The organism is Lacinutrix sp. Bg11-31 (genome assembly GCF_002831665.1).
In the GTDB taxonomy this organism is placed as follows: Bacteria; Bacteroidota; Bacteroidia; order Flavobacteriales; family Flavobacteriaceae; genus Lacinutrix.
In genome coordinates this window covers 2644014-2663015 of sequence record NZ_CP025118.1, presented here as the reverse complement: position 1 = coordinate 2663015, position 19002 = coordinate 2644014, and the positions used below count along the sequence as shown (strand labels likewise).

Annotated in this window: 17 protein-coding genes and 1 pseudogene; 8 read left to right on the top strand and 10 right to left on the bottom strand. The window is 31.9% G+C overall.

What is annotated here, in order from left to right; translation table 11 throughout:
- Window positions 1–6: 6 nt before the first annotated feature.
- Window positions 7–957, bottom strand: a complete 951-nt coding sequence (locus tag CW733_RS11990; RefSeq protein ID WP_100997400.1) for an NAD-dependent epimerase/dehydratase family protein — start codon at window positions 955–957, stop codon at window positions 7–9.
- 157 nt (window positions 958–1114) lie between these two features.
- Between CW733_RS11990 and CW733_RS11985 the strand changes: the two genes are divergently transcribed.
- From CW733_RS11985 to CW733_RS11970, 4 genes are all read left to right on the top strand, one after another.
- Window positions 1115–1636 carry a hypothetical protein gene (locus tag CW733_RS11985; RefSeq protein ID WP_100997399.1) on the top strand — a complete coding sequence of 174 codons (522 nt, stop codon included), beginning with the start codon at window positions 1115–1117 and terminating at the stop codon, window positions 1634–1636.
- Window positions 1633–2175, top strand: coding sequence for a nuclear transport factor 2 family protein (locus tag CW733_RS11980; RefSeq protein ID WP_100997398.1), 543 nt, complete (start codon window positions 1633–1635; stop codon window positions 2173–2175). The genes CW733_RS11985 and CW733_RS11980 overlap by 4 nt, the downstream gene beginning before the upstream one ends.
- Before the next feature lie 63 nt (window positions 2176–2238).
- On the top strand, window positions 2239–5661 hold the full coding sequence (locus CW733_RS11975; protein ID WP_100997397.1) for a T9SS type A sorting domain-containing protein: 3423 nt from the start codon (window positions 2239–2241) through the stop codon (window positions 5659–5661).
- A gap of 128 nt (window positions 5662–5789) precedes the next feature.
- Entirely contained in the window at window positions 5790–7883 is a 2094-nt protein-coding gene (locus CW733_RS11970; RefSeq protein ID WP_100997396.1) for a M13 family metallopeptidase, read from the top strand.
- A 92-nt stretch (window positions 7884–7975) separates the two neighbouring features.
- Here CW733_RS11970 and CW733_RS11965 read toward each other — a convergent pair whose 3' ends face one another.
- A complete protein-coding gene (locus tag CW733_RS11965; RefSeq protein WP_100997395.1) occupies window positions 7976–10279 on the bottom strand; it encodes a M20/M25/M40 family metallo-hydrolase in 2304 nt (767 codons plus the stop codon).
- A gap of 123 nt (window positions 10280–10402) precedes the next feature.
- Here CW733_RS11965 and CW733_RS11960 point away from each other — a divergent pair, with 123 nt between their 5' ends.
- Entirely contained in the window at window positions 10403–10879 is a 477-nt protein-coding gene (locus tag CW733_RS11960) for a CBS domain-containing protein (RefSeq protein WP_100997394.1), read from the top strand.
- Here the strand turns inward: CW733_RS11960 and CW733_RS11955 are convergent.
- From CW733_RS11955 to CW733_RS11940, 4 genes are all read right to left on the bottom strand, one after another.
- On the bottom strand, window positions 10876–11565 hold the full coding sequence (locus tag CW733_RS11955) for a hypothetical protein (protein WP_100997393.1): 690 nt from the start codon (window positions 11563–11565) through the stop codon (window positions 10876–10878). The genes CW733_RS11960 and CW733_RS11955 overlap by 4 nt on opposite strands.
- Before the next feature lie 67 nt (window positions 11566–11632).
- Window positions 11633–11980 carry a hypothetical protein gene (locus CW733_RS11950; RefSeq protein WP_100997392.1) on the bottom strand — a complete coding sequence of 116 codons (348 nt, stop codon included), beginning with the start codon at window positions 11978–11980 and terminating at the stop codon, window positions 11633–11635.
- Window positions 11961–12512 (bottom strand): GNAT family N-acetyltransferase, encoded by a 552-nt coding sequence (locus tag CW733_RS11945; protein ID WP_100997391.1) that lies wholly within the window; start codon window positions 12510–12512, stop codon window positions 11961–11963. Before CW733_RS11945 ends, CW733_RS11950 begins: the two co-directional genes overlap by 20 nt.
- Entirely contained in the window at window positions 12512–13006 is a 495-nt protein-coding gene (locus CW733_RS11940; protein WP_100997390.1) for a DUF6265 family protein, read from the bottom strand. The genes CW733_RS11945 and CW733_RS11940 overlap by 1 nt, the downstream gene beginning before the upstream one ends.
- A 163-nt stretch (window positions 13007–13169) precedes the next feature.
- Between CW733_RS11940 and CW733_RS11935 the strand changes: the two genes are divergently transcribed.
- Entirely contained in the window at window positions 13170–13505 is a 336-nt protein-coding gene (locus CW733_RS11935) for a single-stranded DNA-binding protein (RefSeq protein WP_100997389.1), read from the top strand.
- A gap of 58 nt (window positions 13506–13563) precedes the next feature.
- Here CW733_RS11935 and CW733_RS11930 read toward each other — a convergent pair whose 3' ends face one another.
- Window positions 13564–14529 carry an endonuclease/exonuclease/phosphatase family protein gene (locus CW733_RS11930; RefSeq protein WP_100998820.1) on the bottom strand — a complete coding sequence of 322 codons (966 nt, stop codon included), beginning with the start codon at window positions 14527–14529 and terminating at the stop codon, window positions 13564–13566.
- Between the two features lie 205 nt (window positions 14530–14734).
- On the opposite strand from CW733_RS11930, the gene hflX reads away from it, so the two are divergent.
- Window positions 14735–15964, top strand: a complete 1230-nt coding sequence (gene hflX / locus CW733_RS11925; protein WP_100997388.1) for a GTPase HflX — start codon at window positions 14735–14737, stop codon at window positions 15962–15964.
- A gap of 129 nt (window positions 15965–16093) precedes the next feature.
- Here hflX and CW733_RS11920 read toward each other — a convergent pair whose 3' ends face one another.
- Together CW733_RS11920 and CW733_RS11915 are read right to left on the bottom strand one after the other, a co-directional pair.
- Window positions 16094–16507: a hypothetical protein gene (locus CW733_RS11920; RefSeq protein WP_100997387.1), complete on the bottom strand. Its 414-nt coding sequence runs from the start codon at window positions 16505–16507 to the stop codon at window positions 16094–16096.
- Entirely contained in the window at window positions 16447–17088 is a 642-nt protein-coding gene (locus CW733_RS11915) for a hypothetical protein (RefSeq protein ID WP_100997386.1), read from the bottom strand. Before CW733_RS11915 ends, CW733_RS11920 begins: the two co-directional genes overlap by 61 nt.
- A gap of 174 nt (window positions 17089–17262) precedes the next feature.
- Between CW733_RS11915 and CW733_RS16650 the strand changes: the two are divergent.
- Window positions 17263–17877: pseudogene (locus CW733_RS16650) on the top strand (DUF5916 domain-containing protein); the annotation flags it as partial.
- Between the two features lie 126 nt (window positions 17878–18003).
- Here the strand turns inward: CW733_RS16650 and CW733_RS11905 are convergent.
- Window positions 18004–18942: a DUF3078 domain-containing protein gene (locus CW733_RS11905; protein ID WP_100997384.1), complete on the bottom strand. Its 939-nt coding sequence runs from the start codon at window positions 18940–18942 to the stop codon at window positions 18004–18006.
- Window positions 18943–19002: the final 60 nt, after the last annotated feature.

Below are 19002 nucleotides of genomic sequence, written 5' to 3'. Positions count from 1 at the left end.
GTAAAATTAGTTTTTAGAAGCTTTTAATTGCGTTAGCATTTCTTTGGTAATAGCTTCTAAGTCAAAACTATGTTTCCAGTTCCATTGTTCTCTAGCTTCAGTATCATCAATGCTTTGTGGCCAAGAATCAGCAATTTGTTGCCTAAAATCTGGTTTGTAAGTCATTTTAAAGTCAGGAATAACTTTTTGTATAGATGCCGCAATTTCTTTTGGCGTAAAACTAATACCAGATAAATTATAAGCAGATCTTATTTTTATAGTCTCCGGTTTTGCAGCCATAATATCTACTGTAGCTTTAATGGCATCGTCCATAAATAACATTGGTAATGCTGTGTTTTCAGATAGAAAACACTCGTATTTACTTTCTTTTAAAGCTTCATGATAAATTTCAACAGCATAATCTGTAGTGCCACCACCTGGTAATGTTTTCCAGCTAATAATCCCAGGATAGCGAATACTTCTAACATCTACACCGTATTTATTATGGTAATATTCACACCAACGCTCACCAACTTGTTTAGTAATACCGTAAACCGTTGTAGGCTCCATAGTTGTATATTGCGGAGTATTCTCTTTAGGAGTTGTTGGTCCAAAAACAGCAATGCTAGAAGGCCAAAATACTTTATCGATAACTTTTCCTTTAGCAAGATTTAAAACATGAAAAAGAGAATTCATATTTAAATCCCAAGCTTCCATTGGGTATTTTTCTCCGGTAGCACTCAACAAAGCAGCCATTAAATAAATTGTTTTCACATTATTATTTATACAGCAATCTTTAATAGCATTAAAGTTTTTAGCATCAAGAATAACAAATGGCCCAGCATTTACTAATTCTAGTTTTCGAGTATTTATATCGCTGGCAATAACATTATCAACGCCATAGATTTCTCTAAGTTTGTAAGTAAGTTCCGAACCTATTTGACCACAAGCGCCAATAATTAAAATTTTTGATGACATAGTATTGTTGTATATAAAGTGAATCAAAAATAATAAGATTTTATTCAACTTTTAGTTAAAAAGAGAATATTAATACCTTGAGTATATTTTTATGATATTACTAAGAACTTAAAAGCTTGAATACAATATATTTGTAATAATAAAGATACCCTAATTAATGAAAAAATTATTAATACTCATACTTCTAGTTTCGCTTTCAGCATGTAAAAAGGAAGTAAATACCTCGACAGAAACTACTGTAGTTAATAGCGATTCTACAAAAATAACTAAAGAAGACATTTCTAAAATTAACTATATAGAATATGGTATAGATAATAAAGCAAAAGAAACATTAGACTCTTGGATCGCCTATAATACTATTTCAAGTGCTATTGAAAAAGTGAAACAAGGTGATTTTACGTTCTTTAAAGCGGATGATGAAGTTTTTAATACTACTTTAAAAGACATAGAAGGCACAACTCCCAACGCTATAGATAGCGAACCAATTAAAGCAAGAGTGTTGATTTTAAGAACAAAACTATTAAAATTTAGAGAAGTGATTAATTTGAGTACCTCTAATAAAAATGAAAAGCTAATTGCTGTAAAAGAGCTCTTTCAATCCTTTTCGTACTTAACGCTTCAAATAAACAAGAAGTTTGAGAAAGAAGCTCAAAATATTATTAAACCAGATTCGTTATGAGAATAATTAAGTTTCTTTTATTAATTGCCCTTTTTGTGTCTTGCAAAACTGAAGTTAAAATAGATACAAATACGTTAGAAACTCAGGTTGTTTCAACAGAAGAGATAGAAAAGAATATTAACACCAGTTTAGATCTTTGGCATAAGGCTGCAGCCGAAGCAAATTTCGATAACTACTTTAATTTAATGACTAAAGATGGTGTGTTTATTGGTACAGACGCTACAGAAAACTGGAAAATTGATGCTTTTAAAACCTTTTCAAAACCTTATTTCGATAAAGGAAAAGCATGGAGTTTTACAGCTATAGATAGAAATATTTATGTTTACGAAGACCAAAAACTAGCTTGGTTCGATGAGTTGCTAGACACACAAATGAAATTATGTAGAGGCTCTGGAATTCTAAAATTAGTAGACAACCAATGGAAAGTAGCTCACTATGTATTGTCTATAGCTATTCCAAACGAAAATGTTTCAGAAGTTGTGAAACTGAAGGCGGATTTTGATAATTTATATACTAAAAACATTTTAGCCAAAGATTAAAGGTTGTTTTTTTACGACTAAATACATTACAATCTCTTATTTTTACTTTTCAAAAAAATTATAATGAAAAATTTACTTATCCTATTTTGTTTTTTCTGCTTTACTTTTTCTCAAGCGCAATACAACCAGAATGCGCCTTGGATGGAGACTATAAATGTTGAATCTCGAGCAAAAACAGACAACCCAGTACAATTTCAAGAAGTTGTAAATGCTTTTAATACCTATTGGGAAACAAGAGACCCTAATGTAAAAGGCAGCGGTTATAAGCCATTTAAGCGTTGGGAAAACCATTGGGGAAAATTTACAAAAGAAGATGGCACTTTACCAACCTCTCAAGAACTTTGGAACACTTACTTAAGTACGAAAAGCAATGCAACTTCAAAAAGTTTTATGGCAGACGAAAGTAATTGGGTTCCAGTTGGCCCATTTACACATACAAATACTGGTTCTTGGTCTTCTGGTCAAGGTCGTGTTAATGTAATAGTTAAAGATGAGGTTATTGCAGGAACATATTACGTAGGAGCTCCAGCAGGAGGTTTTTGGAAATCTACAGACAATGGTGTTTCTTGGGCTACATATACAGATCTTTTACCACAAATAGGAGTTTCTGGTATCGCTATAGATTATAGTAATCCTGGTACTATTTATATTGCAACAGGAGATGATGATGCAGGAGACTCGGTAAGTGTAGGAGTTATGAAGTCTATAGATGGTGGTTTAAATTGGAATACTACTGGTTTAAATGCAGGAAATACACCTGGAAGTATGAACGATATTTATGTAAGTTCTACAAATGCTAATATTGTTTGGGTTGCAACAAATAATGGTGTATACAAATCTATAGATGCTGGAACAACTTGGAGTAATACAAACAATACACAAGGACAAAACATTAGAGATATCAAAATTAATCCTCAAGACGACACTATAATATATGCTGTGTCGTCAAACCGATTTTTTAAGTCAACAGATGGTGGAGATAGCTTTACTATTTATAATTCTACAAGTTCAGGATTACCATTGTCTAATATTTCTAGATTAGCAATAGATGTTACACCTGCAAATCCTAATTTGGTTTACGTTTTAGCATCAGATAATGGTAATGGATTTAAAGGTATTTATAGGTCTATTGATTCTGGAGATACGTTCTCCACAATTGCAACACCAGCTACAGTTGGTGATATTTTTGAATCTACACAAAGTTGGTACGATATGGCTTTTGGGGTTTCTGCAACTAACGAAAACGAAATTTATACAGGTGTTTTAAATGTTTGGAAAGGTATTGTTGGAACTAATGGGCAGGCCACGTTTACAAACATAAACAGTTGGAGCGCACCTTTTAGTTCAACATATACACATGCGGATATTCATTTTATAAGATTTTATGGTGGAGAATTACTGGTTGGTTCAGATGGAGGTTTTTATAAATCGGATAATGCTGGAGTAAGTTTTACAGACTTAACAGGAGGCATGCAAATTGGTCAATTTTATCGTATTGCAGTTTCTAAGCAATCCTCAGATAAAATGGTTGGTGGTTTACAAGATAATGGTGGTCATGCATACAACAATAACACTTGGCAAAACTATTATGGAGCAGATGGAATGGATACAGCTGTAGACCCAGCGAATTCAAATATCTATTATGGTTTTATTCAAAACGGAAGTAGTTTATATATATCAAATACTTCAGGAGGAGGAATAAGTGGTACTGTAGGAAGTCCAGAAGACGGAAACTGGATTACACCATTAAAAATGAATAGCGATAGTGAGCTATTTGCTGGGTACAATTCAGTTTATAAATTAGAAAATGGCGCTTGGGTTCAGGTGTCTCAAAATTTTGGTTCAAGTGTAGATGTACTAGAAATAGACGACATTAATCCAGATAATATGTATGTAGGTATTAATAATGCACTTAGAAAAAGTACAGATCGAGGAGTAGTATTTTCTTTAGTCGAAAATTTTTCTAATAATATAACTTCTATAGAAGTAAATACTACTAACAATAACATTGTTTACGTTACTACTTCTGGAATAAATGGTCAGGTATACAAGTCTATAGATGGAGGTTTAAACTTTACAAATATTTCTTCAGGTTTACCAAGTGTTACCAAAAATAGTATTAAACATCAAAGTTTACATTCTAAAAACCCTTTGTTTTTAGGTACAAGTTTAGGTGTGTATCGTTACGATGATGATACGTTAGCCTGGGAGTTATTCAATATTGGATTACCAAATGTTGATGTTACAGATATAGAAGTTAATATTTTCGATAATAAAATTACAGCAGCAACTTACGGAAGAGGTGTTTGGCAATCTATAATTCCAACAGAATTAGCACCAACAGATGTTAAGCTGTTAGGTTTGTCTGGAATAAGTACAGCAATAGAATGTGATGCTAATATTACACCTCAAGTAGAAATTAGTAACAACGGAATTAGTACTATTTCATCGGTAGATATAACATACTCAGTAGATGGAACAGATACTGTATATAGTTGGATAGGTAGTTTAGCGTCCGAAGCAACAACAACAGTTACATTGCCTCAAATTGCTTTGGCTAAAGGAACGCATACGTTTGCAGCTTCGGTTAACACACTTAACGATGCCTATACTATTAATAACAATTCTGAAGAAAAAATAATCCTTGCCAACGCTTCAGCAGTAGTAGATGTAGTAAATACATTCGAAACAGTAAACGAAGAGTTGCTAGTTTCCGATGATGGAGCGACAACTCAATATTGGGAAAGAGGAGTACCTACAGGAACTGTTTTAAATGATGCTTCAAACCCAACTAATCAAGTATATGCTACCAATTTAGGCGGAGAATATATTGATAACACAAAAAGTTACTTAATAAGTGAATGTTACGATTTAACAACGCTTTCAAGTCCTATTATTCAATTTGATATGGCATTTCAATTAGAGTTAGACTGGGATATTGCATATATGGAATACTCAACAAACCAAGGAGTGAATTGGGATGTTTTAGGTACTGCTTCAGATTCAAATTGGTATAACAGTAGCACCTTACCAGGAAACAACTGTTTGAACTGTCCAGGAGCACAATGGACAGGGCAAAGTGTAAATTTATCTAATTATGCATACGATTTAACTGCATTTACAAACGAATCAACTATGATGTTTAGATTTGTTTTTCATTCAGATCAATCTGTAACCGAAGAAGGTGTAATTATTGATAATTTAGTAGTCACTCAAAATCCATTAAGTGTAGACGAATTTAATACAGATGGTTTTTCTGTATACCCAAATCCATCACATGGATTATTCAATATAAAAACAAAAACACCAGAAGCTTTTAGTTTTGATGTTTACGATGTTACTGGGAAATTAGTTCTTCAGCAAAAAAATGTAAAAACAAATAACAACCAATATAAAATAGATATTACTAGTTATGCATCAGGCGTTTATTTCTTAAATATTTATAATGAAAAGAGTAAAGTCACTAAAAAACTTATGCTAAATTAAAGCAAGAATAATTATTTTATTAAGCGTATTCATTAAGTTGGATGCGCTTTTTTATGTTAAATGAAATTGTAACATAAAAATATCTATGTAAATTACATGCTTATAATCAACTAAAGAATATTAATAAAATGAAAACTAACTTTAAAACAGTATCACTACTTGGTGTATTTGCTTTAGCAAGTATTGTAGCATGTAAAGAGGAACCTAAAGAAGATGTGGTTCAATTAGAAAAAATACCAGGTATTAATCTGGATTTTATGGATGCAAGTGTAAAGCCTAGCGATGATTTCTTTAAATACGTAAATGGAAAATGGTTAGAAACTAACGAGATTCCAGACGATAGATCTACTTGGGGAAGTTTTTCAGAACTTAGAAAAAATACAGACGAAGATGCTTTGGCTATTTTAAAAGCAGCGACGAATACAAATAAAGACTTCGAAACTATAGAAGTACTTCCTGGTTCAGACCAAGAAAAAGCGGTGCATTATTTTCAAACTATAATGGATACTTTAGGTAGAAATGAACAAGGCTTAAAACCTTTACAACCATACTTAGCTAAAATTGCAGCTATTAAAACAAGTGAAGATTTACAGGCTTACATGATAGAAATGGAGCCTAAAGGCGGTGGAGGTTTATATGGTTTTGGTGTAGGTAGTGATCCTAAAGATAGTAACAGAAATGTTGCTTATGTTGGAGGAGGAAGTACAGGTTTGCCAGATAGAGATTATTATGTAAAAGATGATGCAGACTCTAAAGAAAAAAGAGCAAAATATGTAGAGCATGTTGCAAGAATGTTACAGTATTTAGGAGATAATGAAACTGATGCAAAAGCACAAGCTGATAGAATTTTAGCTTTCGAAACACGTATTGCTGAAGCAAAAATGGATAAAGTAGAGAGGCGTGATGCACGTAAACGTTACAATCCAAGATCTATAGCAGACTTACAAAAAATGGTACCAGCCGTAAACTGGAGAAATTATTTTGATGGCATTGGTGCAACAAAATTAGACACTGTAATAGTTGGCGATTTAGGTTACTTTAATCGTTTGCAAGAAATATTAGCAGAAGGCAATGTAGAAGATTGGAAAACCTATTTAAGATGGGATGCTTTTAATGGAGCAGCAGGTAGTTTATCTACAGAATTAGACAAAGCAAATTGGGAGTTTTATGGTAAAACTTTAAATGGTTCTAAAAAGCAACGTGCTCTAGACGAGCGTGCTTTGGGACGTTTAAACGGAACATTAGGTGAGGCTTTAGGTAAATTATATGTTGATAGAAAGTTTCCGCCAGAAGCAAAAGCAAAAGCAGAAAAAATGATTAAGAATGTAATTTTAGCATTCGAAAACAGAATTAATAATCTGGAGTGGATGAGCCCAGAAACAAAGGTAAAGGCCATCGAAAAACTTAAAGCAACACAAATTAAAATAGCGTATCCAGATAAGTGGAAAGACTATTCTTCTTTAGATATTGCAAGTGCAGAAGATGGAGGTTCTTACCTACAAAACTCTTTAAATGCACAAGCATGGAACTTTAAAAAGAGCATCGATAAACTAGGAAAACCTGTAGATAAAAGCGAATGGTATATGGCACCACAAGTTGTGAATGCTTATTTTAATCCTTCGTATAACGAAATTGTTTTTCCAGCAGCTATTTTACAACCTCCTTTTTATAATTATACAGCAGACGACGCAGTTAATTATGGAGGAATAGGAGCCGTAATTGGTCATGAAATTTCTCATAGTTTTGACGATTCTGGATCGCGTTACGATAAAGATGGAAATTTAAACGATTGGTGGACTAAAGAAGATTTAACAAAATTTGAAGGCTTAGGTGCAGACCTTGCAGCACAATACAGTGCTATCGAAGTGTTACCAGAAGTTAACATTAATGGTAAATTTACTTTAGGTGAAAACATAGGTGATTTAGGTGGTGTATTAGCAGCTTATGATGCTTTACAACTAAGTTTTGGTGAAAGCGAAAGACCAGAAAACATAGATGGTTTTACTGCAGAACAACGTTTTTTTATGAGTTGGGCAACCGTTTGGAGAACTAAAATGCGTGATGATGCTTTAAAAACTAAAATTAAAACAGACCCACATTCTCCAGGAATGAATAGAGCAGTACAACCACTTTTAAATGTCGATTCGTTTTACGAAGCATTTGGTATTAAAGAAGGTGATAAAATGTACATTGCTCCAGAAGATCGTGTGAGAATTTGGTAAAAATAAACTTTGATAATATTGAAAAGCCTCGTTTTAAACGAGGCTTTTTTATGTTGTATTTTATTCTAAAGCTAATATTAAAGCGCTTGGTATTATTCTATAACTATCGTTTTTTTAAGTATTACAGCATCATTTAAAACAAAAGGTTTTGGAATCATGTTTAATTCGCGTTCCGGAACTGTAAACTGGCTATTTGTAAGTAAATCGAAAGAAGATTCATATAACTCTAATGTTGTGTTTTTTTGATTTTGTGGTATTGTAATTTCCATTTCTAAAGGTTCTTTGTCCACAATAAAATAACTAAAAAGCCTATTGTTTTTTCTTTCCGTAAAAACTAATGAAGCACCTTTTGTCTTTTCTACTAAAACACCATTAATTTTAAAGGTATTAAAACTGTTTTCAGAATTAGAAAACACATCAAAACGTTGAACCTCGCGTTGAGGTGTTACAGTAATTTTAAATTGCCTTTGACTATTAATTATAGTATCGCTTGTTATCTCTATAATAGGATTAGGTAGCGCTTTTAAAGGTGCTTCTTTTGTATAAGACAAAGTAGTTTTATACTTACTACTAAAAATAGTATTATTACTTGAAGAAGCTTTATTTGGCGTTTTACCTAAAAAGTTCGCTGTCCAAGAATCTAATACATGATCGTAAGTTGCCCAATGCGCTTTATTAGTGTCGGTATTTAAACTGTAAATTAAGCTATTAGGTTTTGGTGTATCTGGTTTAAAACTAGAGTTAATATGTGCTTTACAAAACATAATTATTCCGAAGAACAAAAACAGATAACTCCATCTTTTTTTGTGTTTAAAGTAACCAAAAACAGGTAGTAGGAAACCAAAAATTAAAACAACAAAAATGGCACTTACAAATAACATTTTTAAACCTAAACCAACAGGAAACATTTTTATAAAAGGCACCATAATAAAAAGCACAGGAATAGATAATAGTGCTAATAAAATAAGATCAGGTTTTTTCTGTCTTATTAATAGAAATAAAGAGAGTAAAGCAAAATAGACAGGAATAATAAAGAAGCTTGCGCCTTCAAGTTTTAAAGCAACAAAACCACAAATAATTAACCATATTGTAAGTGGTGCAATTAGTGTGTTTGTAACATTTTGTTTTATATCTGTTTTACTATATAAGTAGAAACAAATAGAAAGAGTTAAGAAAACAAAAAACCAAATATATGTGTGGCCATTATAGGTGAATCCATGTAAAATTTCGTTGTACTCTGGATAAAGTAGTAATATGCCTTCCCAACCTAAAAAAGTTACTAACCCACCAAATACTAAAGCTAAAATAAATACTAGAAAACCACGACCAATGGTTTTTGTTTTTAACACTTTTTGCCTAAACCCATAAATTAAAAGCCCAATAAAAATTAGTATAGCAATACATAACATTGGTAAAATCCACGAAAAAGGATAAATAACGGTTTTTACAAAAGGTGCATTAAAATAAATGTAATCCTCGTTAGCTTTAACGTTTTCTAGGTTAGAGTTGCTAAAATGTTCTAATAATGGCATTAGGTAACTACCTTGATGCTCTAATGTGTTTCTATCTAGTCTTTCGAAATTATCTTTTACAGTGTGGTAATCGAAATGGTCGTCTATAAACGCAAAGTTAAAACCATCTATGTTTTTATCGCGCCTAAAAACAGTTAAATCTGTATCGTTTGGCAGCATTTTGTAAATGCTGTAGGCTAACGAGTTTGCAACAGGATATTGCGGATTTGCAGCCACAAACGCTTTCATTAAATTGGCATTTCCGCCATTAGTTTCAATAAGCATATAACTTGGTCCACCACTACCACGTGCTTCAAAATTTAAAACTAAACCAACATCTTTTGCCCATTCATGTTGCTTTACAAAAAGATCTGCACCATTTAATCCTAGTTCTTCAGCATCAGAAATAAGAATAATTATATCATTTTTAGGTTGTTTACCTTCAGCTAAAAAAGCACGTAGGCTTTCTAAAATAGTTACAACTCCAGAGCCAGCATCGCTTGCTCCAATGGCAGAATGTGGATTGCTATCATAATGAGTTAATAACATTAACGCTTTACCATTTTCGCTTCCTTTTAGGCGAGCCAAAATATTTTTAGATTTGGTTAAGTTTCCCCAACTTGTAATAGAGTAACCTTCTTGAATTTCGGTTTTAATGCCTAGTTTTTGTAATTCTGAAACAATATAGTTTCTTACCTTTTTATGTTCTTTTGTGCCAACAAAATGTGGCTTTTGTGAAATTTTATCTAAATGAATTAATGCGCGTTCTGTTGAGAATTGTGTTTTTTCGGTAGATAAATCAGATATTTTTGAAGGTAATAATGCTTTAAAGCTAACGTAAATTGAAGCTATGATTATTAGTAAAGCGATCCCTTTTTTTAACATTTTGATAGTGATTAATTAGTTGATATAAAAGTAATAAATTATTAGGTATGTTAATGGTTTAGGATAAATGGTTTAAAATGAGTAACTTTAGTTCACTTCATAACGGTATTAAAAAACAGAAACATGGGAATAAAAAGTTTTCAAGGAGCCAGAAAAGAGACACAACAAAAGAGTAATAATAATCAAGCAAATTTTAAAGTTAGTGATTTTATGACGCGAGATTTAATTACATTTCAACCAACACAATCGGTTGAAGATGTTGTGAATATATTAATAAAACATAGAATTTCTGGAGGACCAGTTGTGAATGAAAAGAATGAGTTAATCGGTATTATTTCCGAAGGAGATTGCATTAAACAAATTAGTGATAGTAGATACTATAATATGCCAATGGATAATAATTCTATAGAAAAACACATGGTTACCAATGTTGAAACTATAGATGGTAACCTTAATGTTTTTGATGCAGCTAAACAGTTTTTAGACTCTAAAAGGCGTCGTTTTCCTATTGTAGAAGACGGAAAGTTAGTAGGACAAATAAGCCAGAAAGATATTTTAAAAGCAGCAATGCAATTAAAGCAGCAGAATTGGAAACCTTAACGTTGTCTTCTCGGTCTCAAAGCATCTGGACTATCTGTTATTAATATTTTAATTTTGTCTTTAGCAATTAATGAAGCAACACGAGAGTAGTTATAATCTGCAATAGGGTTTTCTAATTCCACCCATTTTACAAAACCAGCAACTGTAATACGCTCTCCAACTTCTATAATAGATTCGTGATAACGCAGTTGTTTATTAAAACCAAAGAAGCCTTCGGTCTCTATATTATATCTATCTAAAAGGGTCTTAAATTCTGGTGTTGGATCATTAAAAGAACCAGAGTTGGCTGTTTTGTCTGTAACTAGATAGTCGTAGTAGTTTTTAGGTTTTTTCTTAGGAAAAATTAACAATCGTTCGCCAGTTTGTTCAACAAAAAAATCTTGAATTATTTCTTCATCCACAATGGTATCCCAATGCGAGCTTTTACCAGAACTCACCTTTTTTTGAATCATTATTTTATAATAAACGCACTTTCTTTTGCTTAAAGGCGCAATTAATGGTGTTCTCACATTTAATGTTACACCCTCAATTTTAGAATATTTATGACTTTGTAAACTCCCGATTTTACTATAAGGCAATTTTTTTAAACGTCTTAGAATAATTGTTTTTGGAAGAAAATAATAGATTAAGAACGCTATTAAAGCGATTGCGCAAACTACAAGTATAATAATAAGTGGTGTAGGCATTTTTAAAATGAAAGATTAATTGGTTACAATTATAAGTAACGTATTTATACAAAATGTTACGTTTTTATTACTGTCGTTTTACCAACGCATAAAAATCGCCTTCTAAAGGCAAATAACCTTGATCGTAAACAAAGTAATACACTGTACCTATTTTGGTGGTGTAAATACTCGTAAAGTAATTAAAATCGAAACCTTTAGCTTCTAACTTTGTTTTAGAAGTCTTTGTTTTTTGGTCCGGATTTAAGCTTTCTAAAATGCGCCAATTTTTACGTAAGCGGTTATTAATATTACGGATTAAGTTTTTACCATCTTTATTTACTTTGTTATTATGTGCATTTCTACAACCATCGCTACAGAATTTTTTATCTATTCTACCAACAATTTTATCGCCACATTCAGGACATGTTTTTTGCATACTCTTCTTTTTTTAATTCGTACCAATTAATCATTTCATTTTTAAACGGAAATTGCTCTACATACTGCAAGCCTATTTTTTTAAGAATCTTATTAGATGCTATATTTCCGGTTTCAGCTGCACCTACAATTACGTCTAACTTTAACTCTTTAAAACCATAATCTAAAGATGCTATTGCAGATTCTCCTGCATAACCTTTATTCCAAAAGCGTTCAATAAGTCTGTAGCCAACATCGTAAAACTCTCTTTTGTCTCCTAAAGATTCTTTTTCTCCAGTATTAAACTTTAAGCCAGACCAACCTATAAATTGGTTAGTTTCTTTTTCAATTACAGCAAATCTACCAATACCAAGTGTTTTATATTGGTGTAATATTTTTTCGATGTTATGTTGCGCTTCTGCTTTAGTTTTAATTGGTTTCTTACCTAAATATTCGTGTACATTTGGGTTAGAATCTAAGGCAAACATGCCTTCTAAATCTTCAGCTTTAATGTCTCTAAGTAGCAAGCGTTCGGTTTCTATATTAAATGTCATTATTGTTTTTTGTAGTTAAATTTCAATTCTTCCGTTTTACTTTTTTCTTCCATTTCTACATAGATATTAATTTCAGAATCGCTTATTTTTTCGAAAGTAAACCCATCAAAATACGCACGATTATCTTCAATCTTAACCAATTTAGCATCTATTGTTTCATCTTTTTCTTCCCAACCTTTAAAGTCATTTTCAAAATGTTTTAGTTGAAATATTAAGGTGTCGTCCACTTGTCTAATACCTCCAAATTCGTAAAAAACAACTTTGCCTTCACTTACCAATTTAAAAGAAAACATCATAGAATCTCCAAGTGGAGGACTCCATATTTCTTCGGTAATGCCACCAAAAGCTTCACCTAGCCAACGACCTTCTATCCATGAAACCTGATTTAAATTGGCTTTTGGAGATTTTCCATTTTCTGGAAATTTTAGTATGTTTTGTTGAGCGTTACAGCTACTTAAAAACACGATAGCTATTATTAATGCTAGGATTTTCATTTTAAAAATTGTTTTTATGAAGATACGGTTTATTCGCGTACAAACGACTACAAATGTTTACAACCGACATTAAATGCGTAAATACCGTTTAACATTTGGAAGCTGTCGCATCTTTGCAGTGTTGAATTGAACTAATGAGATTCAATATATTAAAACTTATCTTATGAATACGTTAAGAAACAAAGTACAGTTAATTGGGAACTTAGGTAAAGATCCAGAAATAGTAAATCTAGAATCGGGAAAAAAACTAGCTAAATTTACTTTAGCAACAAACGAGAGTTATAAAAATGCACAAGGCGAAAAGATTACAGATACACAGTGGCATCAAATAGTTGCTTGGGGAAAAACAGCAGATGTTATCGAGAAGTATGTAACTAAAGGAAAAGAAGTAGCTATAGATGGGAAGCTTACTACTCGCTCTTGGGAAGATAAAGATGGCATAAAACGTTATACTACAGAAGTTGTTTGTAATGAGTTGTTAATGTTGGGAGGAAAGTAGTTTATTACTAATTCTAAAAAATAAAAAGGCTCACAATCGTGAGCCTTTTTGTTTAATTTTACTTTTTAGATAATACCATGTAAACAGGGAAATGATCACTATAACCACCTTTGTATCGCTTTCCAGCATAAGTTCGGTATGGACTACCTTTATACTTGCCTTCGGATTCTTTTAAATAATCTTCATCAAAAATATTAGCGTTAACATAGCGAAGCGAATTTTTCTTACGTTCAAAAAAATTAGGGCTAATTAAAAACTGATCGAATAAATTCCAATTATGGTTATAACTAGTCGTACCACGATCATTAGATATTAATGTACGCATTGGGTTAAAAAGCCCATGACTTAACTCTAAGGCTTTAAGGCTTTCGCTTTCGGGATCATCATTAAAATCACCCATAACAATAACTTTTGCATCAGGATTTTTCTCTTTTAAAAAACTAATAACCTCAGTTACTTTTTGTGACGCTTTCAAGCGTTTATGTTTGGTTTCAATATCACCAGTTCGTCTTGAAGGCCAATGATTAACTATTACATGTAGTTCTAAACCTTCAAACAATCCACTTACTAATAATATATCTCTGGTGTGGTCTGTTTCTCCATCGTTATCCAGCAAATCTACAGTGTATGTTTTAGAAAAAGCAATTTGAAATACGGTCTCGTCGTAAAGCAAAGCCACATCAATTCCACGTTCGTCCGGAGAATTATAATGTATAAATTTATAGTTAAACTCTTTTAAATGTTTAGAACCCACTAAATCTTTTAAAACTGCTTCATTTTCAACTTCTGCTAAACCTATAATTGCAGGATGTCTTTCTACCTCTTTTTTTCCAATATTAGAAATAACAAAACCTATTTTTCGTAGTTTGTTCTTGTAACGTTTTATGCTCCATTTTTTTTCAGAATTAGGTAGCATATCACTATCACGCGTTATTTCATCATCATAAACATCAAATAGATTTTCAATATTATAAAAAGCAATGGTGTGGCGTTTTTCTTTGGACTTAAAGAAGTTTAATTTCAATTTTTTTAGTTTTAATTGCGTTAAAAATAACAAATTTTATCTGCTTACAATTTTTAATAACCATAATAAAATGCCTTTTCTTTTTTTTATTTCAACATAAAAAGAAACCATAACCATTGCTACCCTTTATTTCTCTATTTTGTAAAAAGAAAAGGCATTTTATTTTATGATGCTTTAAAAGTAGAAATGCTATAACTTTGTACTTATGCTAGAAAAAAAAGATATAGACTTAGAAAGTGCTGTGCTAATTGGTGTGGTTACAAAACAACAAAACGAAGTTAAGTCTAAAGAATACTTAGACGAACTAGAGTTTTTAACCTATACAGCAGGTGGAGAGGTTAAAAAACGCTTCACCCAAAAAATGGAGCAACCAAACCCTAAAACCTATATTGGTACAGGGAAAATGGATGAGGTTCGCCAATACATTTACGATAATAAAATTGGTACGGCTATTTTTGATGATGAGTTATCTGCATCTCAAGAACGAAATATTAGTAAAATTTTAGAATGTAAAGTACTAGATAGAACCAATCTTATTCTCGATATTTTTGCACAACGAGCGCAAACAAGTTATGCAAGAACACAAGTAGAATTGGCACAATGCGAATACTTACTACCACGATTAAAAGGAATGTGGACACACCTTGAACGCCAAAAAGGTGGAATTGGAATGCGTGGACCTGGAGAAACAGAAATTGAAACAGATAGACGTATTGTAAGAGATAGAATCTCGTTATTAAAAGATAAAATTAAGGTTATAGACAAGCAAATGTCTGTACAACGTGGAAATCGCGGTAAAATGGTACGTGTAGCTTTAGTTGGTTATACCAATGTTGGTAAATCTACCTTAATGAATACCGTTAGCAAAAGTAAAGTGTTTGCAGAAAACAAACTCTTTGCAACCTTAGACACAACGGTTAGAAAAGTAGTAATTCAAAATTTACCTTTTCTATTAAGTGATACTGTAGGTTTTATTAGAAAATTGCCAACGCAACTAGTAGACAGTTTTAAAAGCACATTAGACGAGGTTCGCGAAGCAGATTTATTACTACACGTAGTAGATATTTCTCATCCTAATTTCGAAGATCATATTGCCTCTGTAAACAAAGTTTTAGGCGAAATAGACAGTGGTGATAAGCCGGTAATTATGGTGTTTAATAAAATTGATGCCTATGAAGCTAAACCATTTGATGAAACCGATTTAATTGCAGAGCGTACCGAAGAACATTACAGCCTTGTAGAATGGAAAAAAACATGGATGAATAGAGTAGGCGAGAACAACGCGCTATTTATTTCGGCATTAAATAAAGAGAATTTAGAAGACTTTAAAAAACGTATTTACGATGAGGTTAGAGATATCCACGTCACTCGTTTTCCATATAATAATTTCCTTTATCCAGATTACGATTATAAAAACATGGGAGAGGAAGAGTAAAGTAATTTGGGCGTTACCTAAAGGTCAGGCTATACGCTATATCTTTTTTTGCCATATATGGCAGCAAAAAAAGGATGCCGCTTCTATCCTTAACGCAAAAAAGCACTTCTAAAAAGAAGTGCTTTTTTTTTAATTACCCATTTGCCATGTTCCTAAATGTGTTTTTGGTCCAACAGAATATCCTAGTTTATAGTTTCCGAGTTTTATAATTTCAAAAACCTTTCCTGGAGTAGGAATAATTTTGTTTTGTAATAGCACAGTATTTAGTTTGCCTAAAAGGACTGTCGAAACTTGAGTTCCGTTTATGTAAGCCGTATTTCCATTAAGTTCTAATTTTACTTTTTTATTTGCTGAATCTAATATGTTTTTAGAAACAGCAGTATTAATAAAGCCTTTTAAATTAGCATTGTCATTAATTAAAACAATATGGGAGTCTGTTTTGTAAAAAGTAAAATAGTGAGAACTAGAAATATCATGTTTTACTAAAATACCATTGTATTTTGTTGCTTGAGTTCTTGATAAATGTTTGCCATTAACATGCATTCCTGTTTTTTTTTTATAAACACAACATCATTTTTGGTATGTATTAAATTATCCTTTTTAAAAGCATCAAGTAATTGGTTTTGTGCCTTAGGCCAAGTCCAATTAAAACCACTTTTTGTTGTGTTATTATAAGCCGTTTTCGAGTCTGCTAAAAGCTGTTTTACAATAGAACTAACAGCACCTTTATGTGCTGCTTCCAAATTTAAACCAGAAGCTTCATATGCAATTCTTATGGCATCATCTCTATATTGGTTAGATGTAGATGCTGCTTGCCTTTGTGCTTCACGTTGTATTCTGTCTGCTTCGCTTTGCATACGTTCGGCATCTCTACGCAATCTATCTGCTTCACGTTGTAAGCGTTCGGCATCACGTCTAGTTTCATTTTGCTCGCCAACAATTACAATACGAATAGTTGAACCCAAAGTTTCAAATTTTTTGGCTAGAGTAGAAGAGGCAATATCCTTATCTAAATGCATTGTTAGTTTCTTGTTACTTAAACTTACTTTGTAAACTTCTTCACCATTAGAATCTGAACTCCAAGTGTCTTTTCCTTTAGAAAGCGTATAGTTTTTACTGTTCATTTCCTTAGTTAAGATAGCTTTAATATCGTTGTATTTCTCCGAAGGAAATTTTGCGCGAAACGATTTAAAACTTCAGCTTTAGTAATACGGTTACTCTTATAATCGTTTAAGTGATTACGCAAATAAACTAGGTGGTTTTTTGCGTAATTTACTTATTTACCTAAAGGACAAAATTTTTACGATGCTCGTGTAAAACACAAACATTTTAATATTCTTGCGAAAACCGAATCCTTTTTAGAATACCAAACTAACAGGAATAAAAACCTAGCCTTTGCTGGTTACATTGTTTATGTTAACTATTTAAATCCCACTATTTATTCGCAAGAATTTATAGCAGGTTATGGTATTCGTGCTAGAATTGGTCATCATTTTTTCGCTAATTTTAATCAATCTTTAGAAAGTAAACCTAGCAAAGCAGGATTTATAGATAAGGTTGGAGATGATGTTGTTTTTGGACAACGTGCTGTTAAAGAATTAAATAATTCGTTAACACTTAATTATTCTATAACCTCTAAGTTTAATGTAAATGCTAGATTGCGCCATTATTGGATTCAAGTAGATTATAAAGATCAATTTACTTTAGAAGATAATGGAGATTTAGTAGCAAACAACTACGATATTAATCCTGATAATCCTGATAATTTTAATCAATTTAATATCGATTTTTTAGCCAAATGGCAATTTGCTCCAGCCAGCGAAATTAGTTTAGGATATAAATTAGGAAGTACCTTTTTTAATAACGATGTACGTTCTTCTTATTTAGATAATTTAGGAAATACTATAAAGTAAAATAGCAGTAATACAGTGTCGTTAAAAATGACTTACTTTTTAGATTGGAATAGATTTCAAAAGAAAAATAAATAAAAAAGTGCTTCAAATAATTGAAACACTTTTTAATAAATAATATGTTTAGTATTATAGGTTGTAGCTTAATCCTAATAACCAGTAAGACTGTAATTTGTTATCTACGTTTCCAAAAGTAGGAATAGGATTTGTTGATGTAGCATCATACTGTCCTAAAGTGTAGTTAAGCGCTTCTTGTTTGTTGCTTCTTAAACCAAAATCGAAACCAACACCAATCATTTTCCATAAAGTATAGCTAAATGAGTTTGTCCAAGTTACGTTAGATAAATCTCCACTCTTATAACTTTGGAAAGTAGATAAGTTAGACTTGAAGCTAATTGCACCAATTTGTCTTGTATAATCTGCAACAATTTTAGCACCTAAAGAAGATTCAAAAACAGCATCATTTTTAGAAAAAACAAAGTTGTAGTTTAATGGGTGAATAACAACTATTAAGTTTTCCATAGGAGTCCAAGTTCCACCAACACCAACGTCTAAATATCCAGGATCGTTAAAGTTGTCTAATAATGTAGTTCTGTATTCTGCTAATGTAGAAACTGCAAAGTTTTTAGCAATGTTTCTTCCGTATAAAGAAGAAATGTTAAAAACATCTGTAGTTGGGTTAAAATCATCACTATCTAAGTTAGTGTCTTTATTGTCTAATTTTACCCAGTTTAAATTAGAAGTTAAAGAGTTTCTCCAGAAAAATTTATCTTCAATTAAGTTTGCATATGAATTAATAGAAATACCAATGTTACCAGATGCATTATTTGGAGTTCCTTGAGAATACCAGTTGTTAAAATTAGAAAGCGTACCACCAATAGTACCAAACATTCCTTTTCTCCAACCTGGAAGTGCATCAATTTGAGCTTGTAAAGCATCTGCTTCACTTTGAGCAGCATCAGCAATGGCTTGCTTTTCAGTTTTTTGAGTGTGTAACTCCTCTTTTGTTTGCGCTTGTACTGATACAACACCAATACTAAAAGCTAATAATAATAGTAGTTTTTTCATTTTTTTAAAATTTTGAAATGCAAAAGTATGTCAAATAGATATAAAAAAAAGAATATAGAA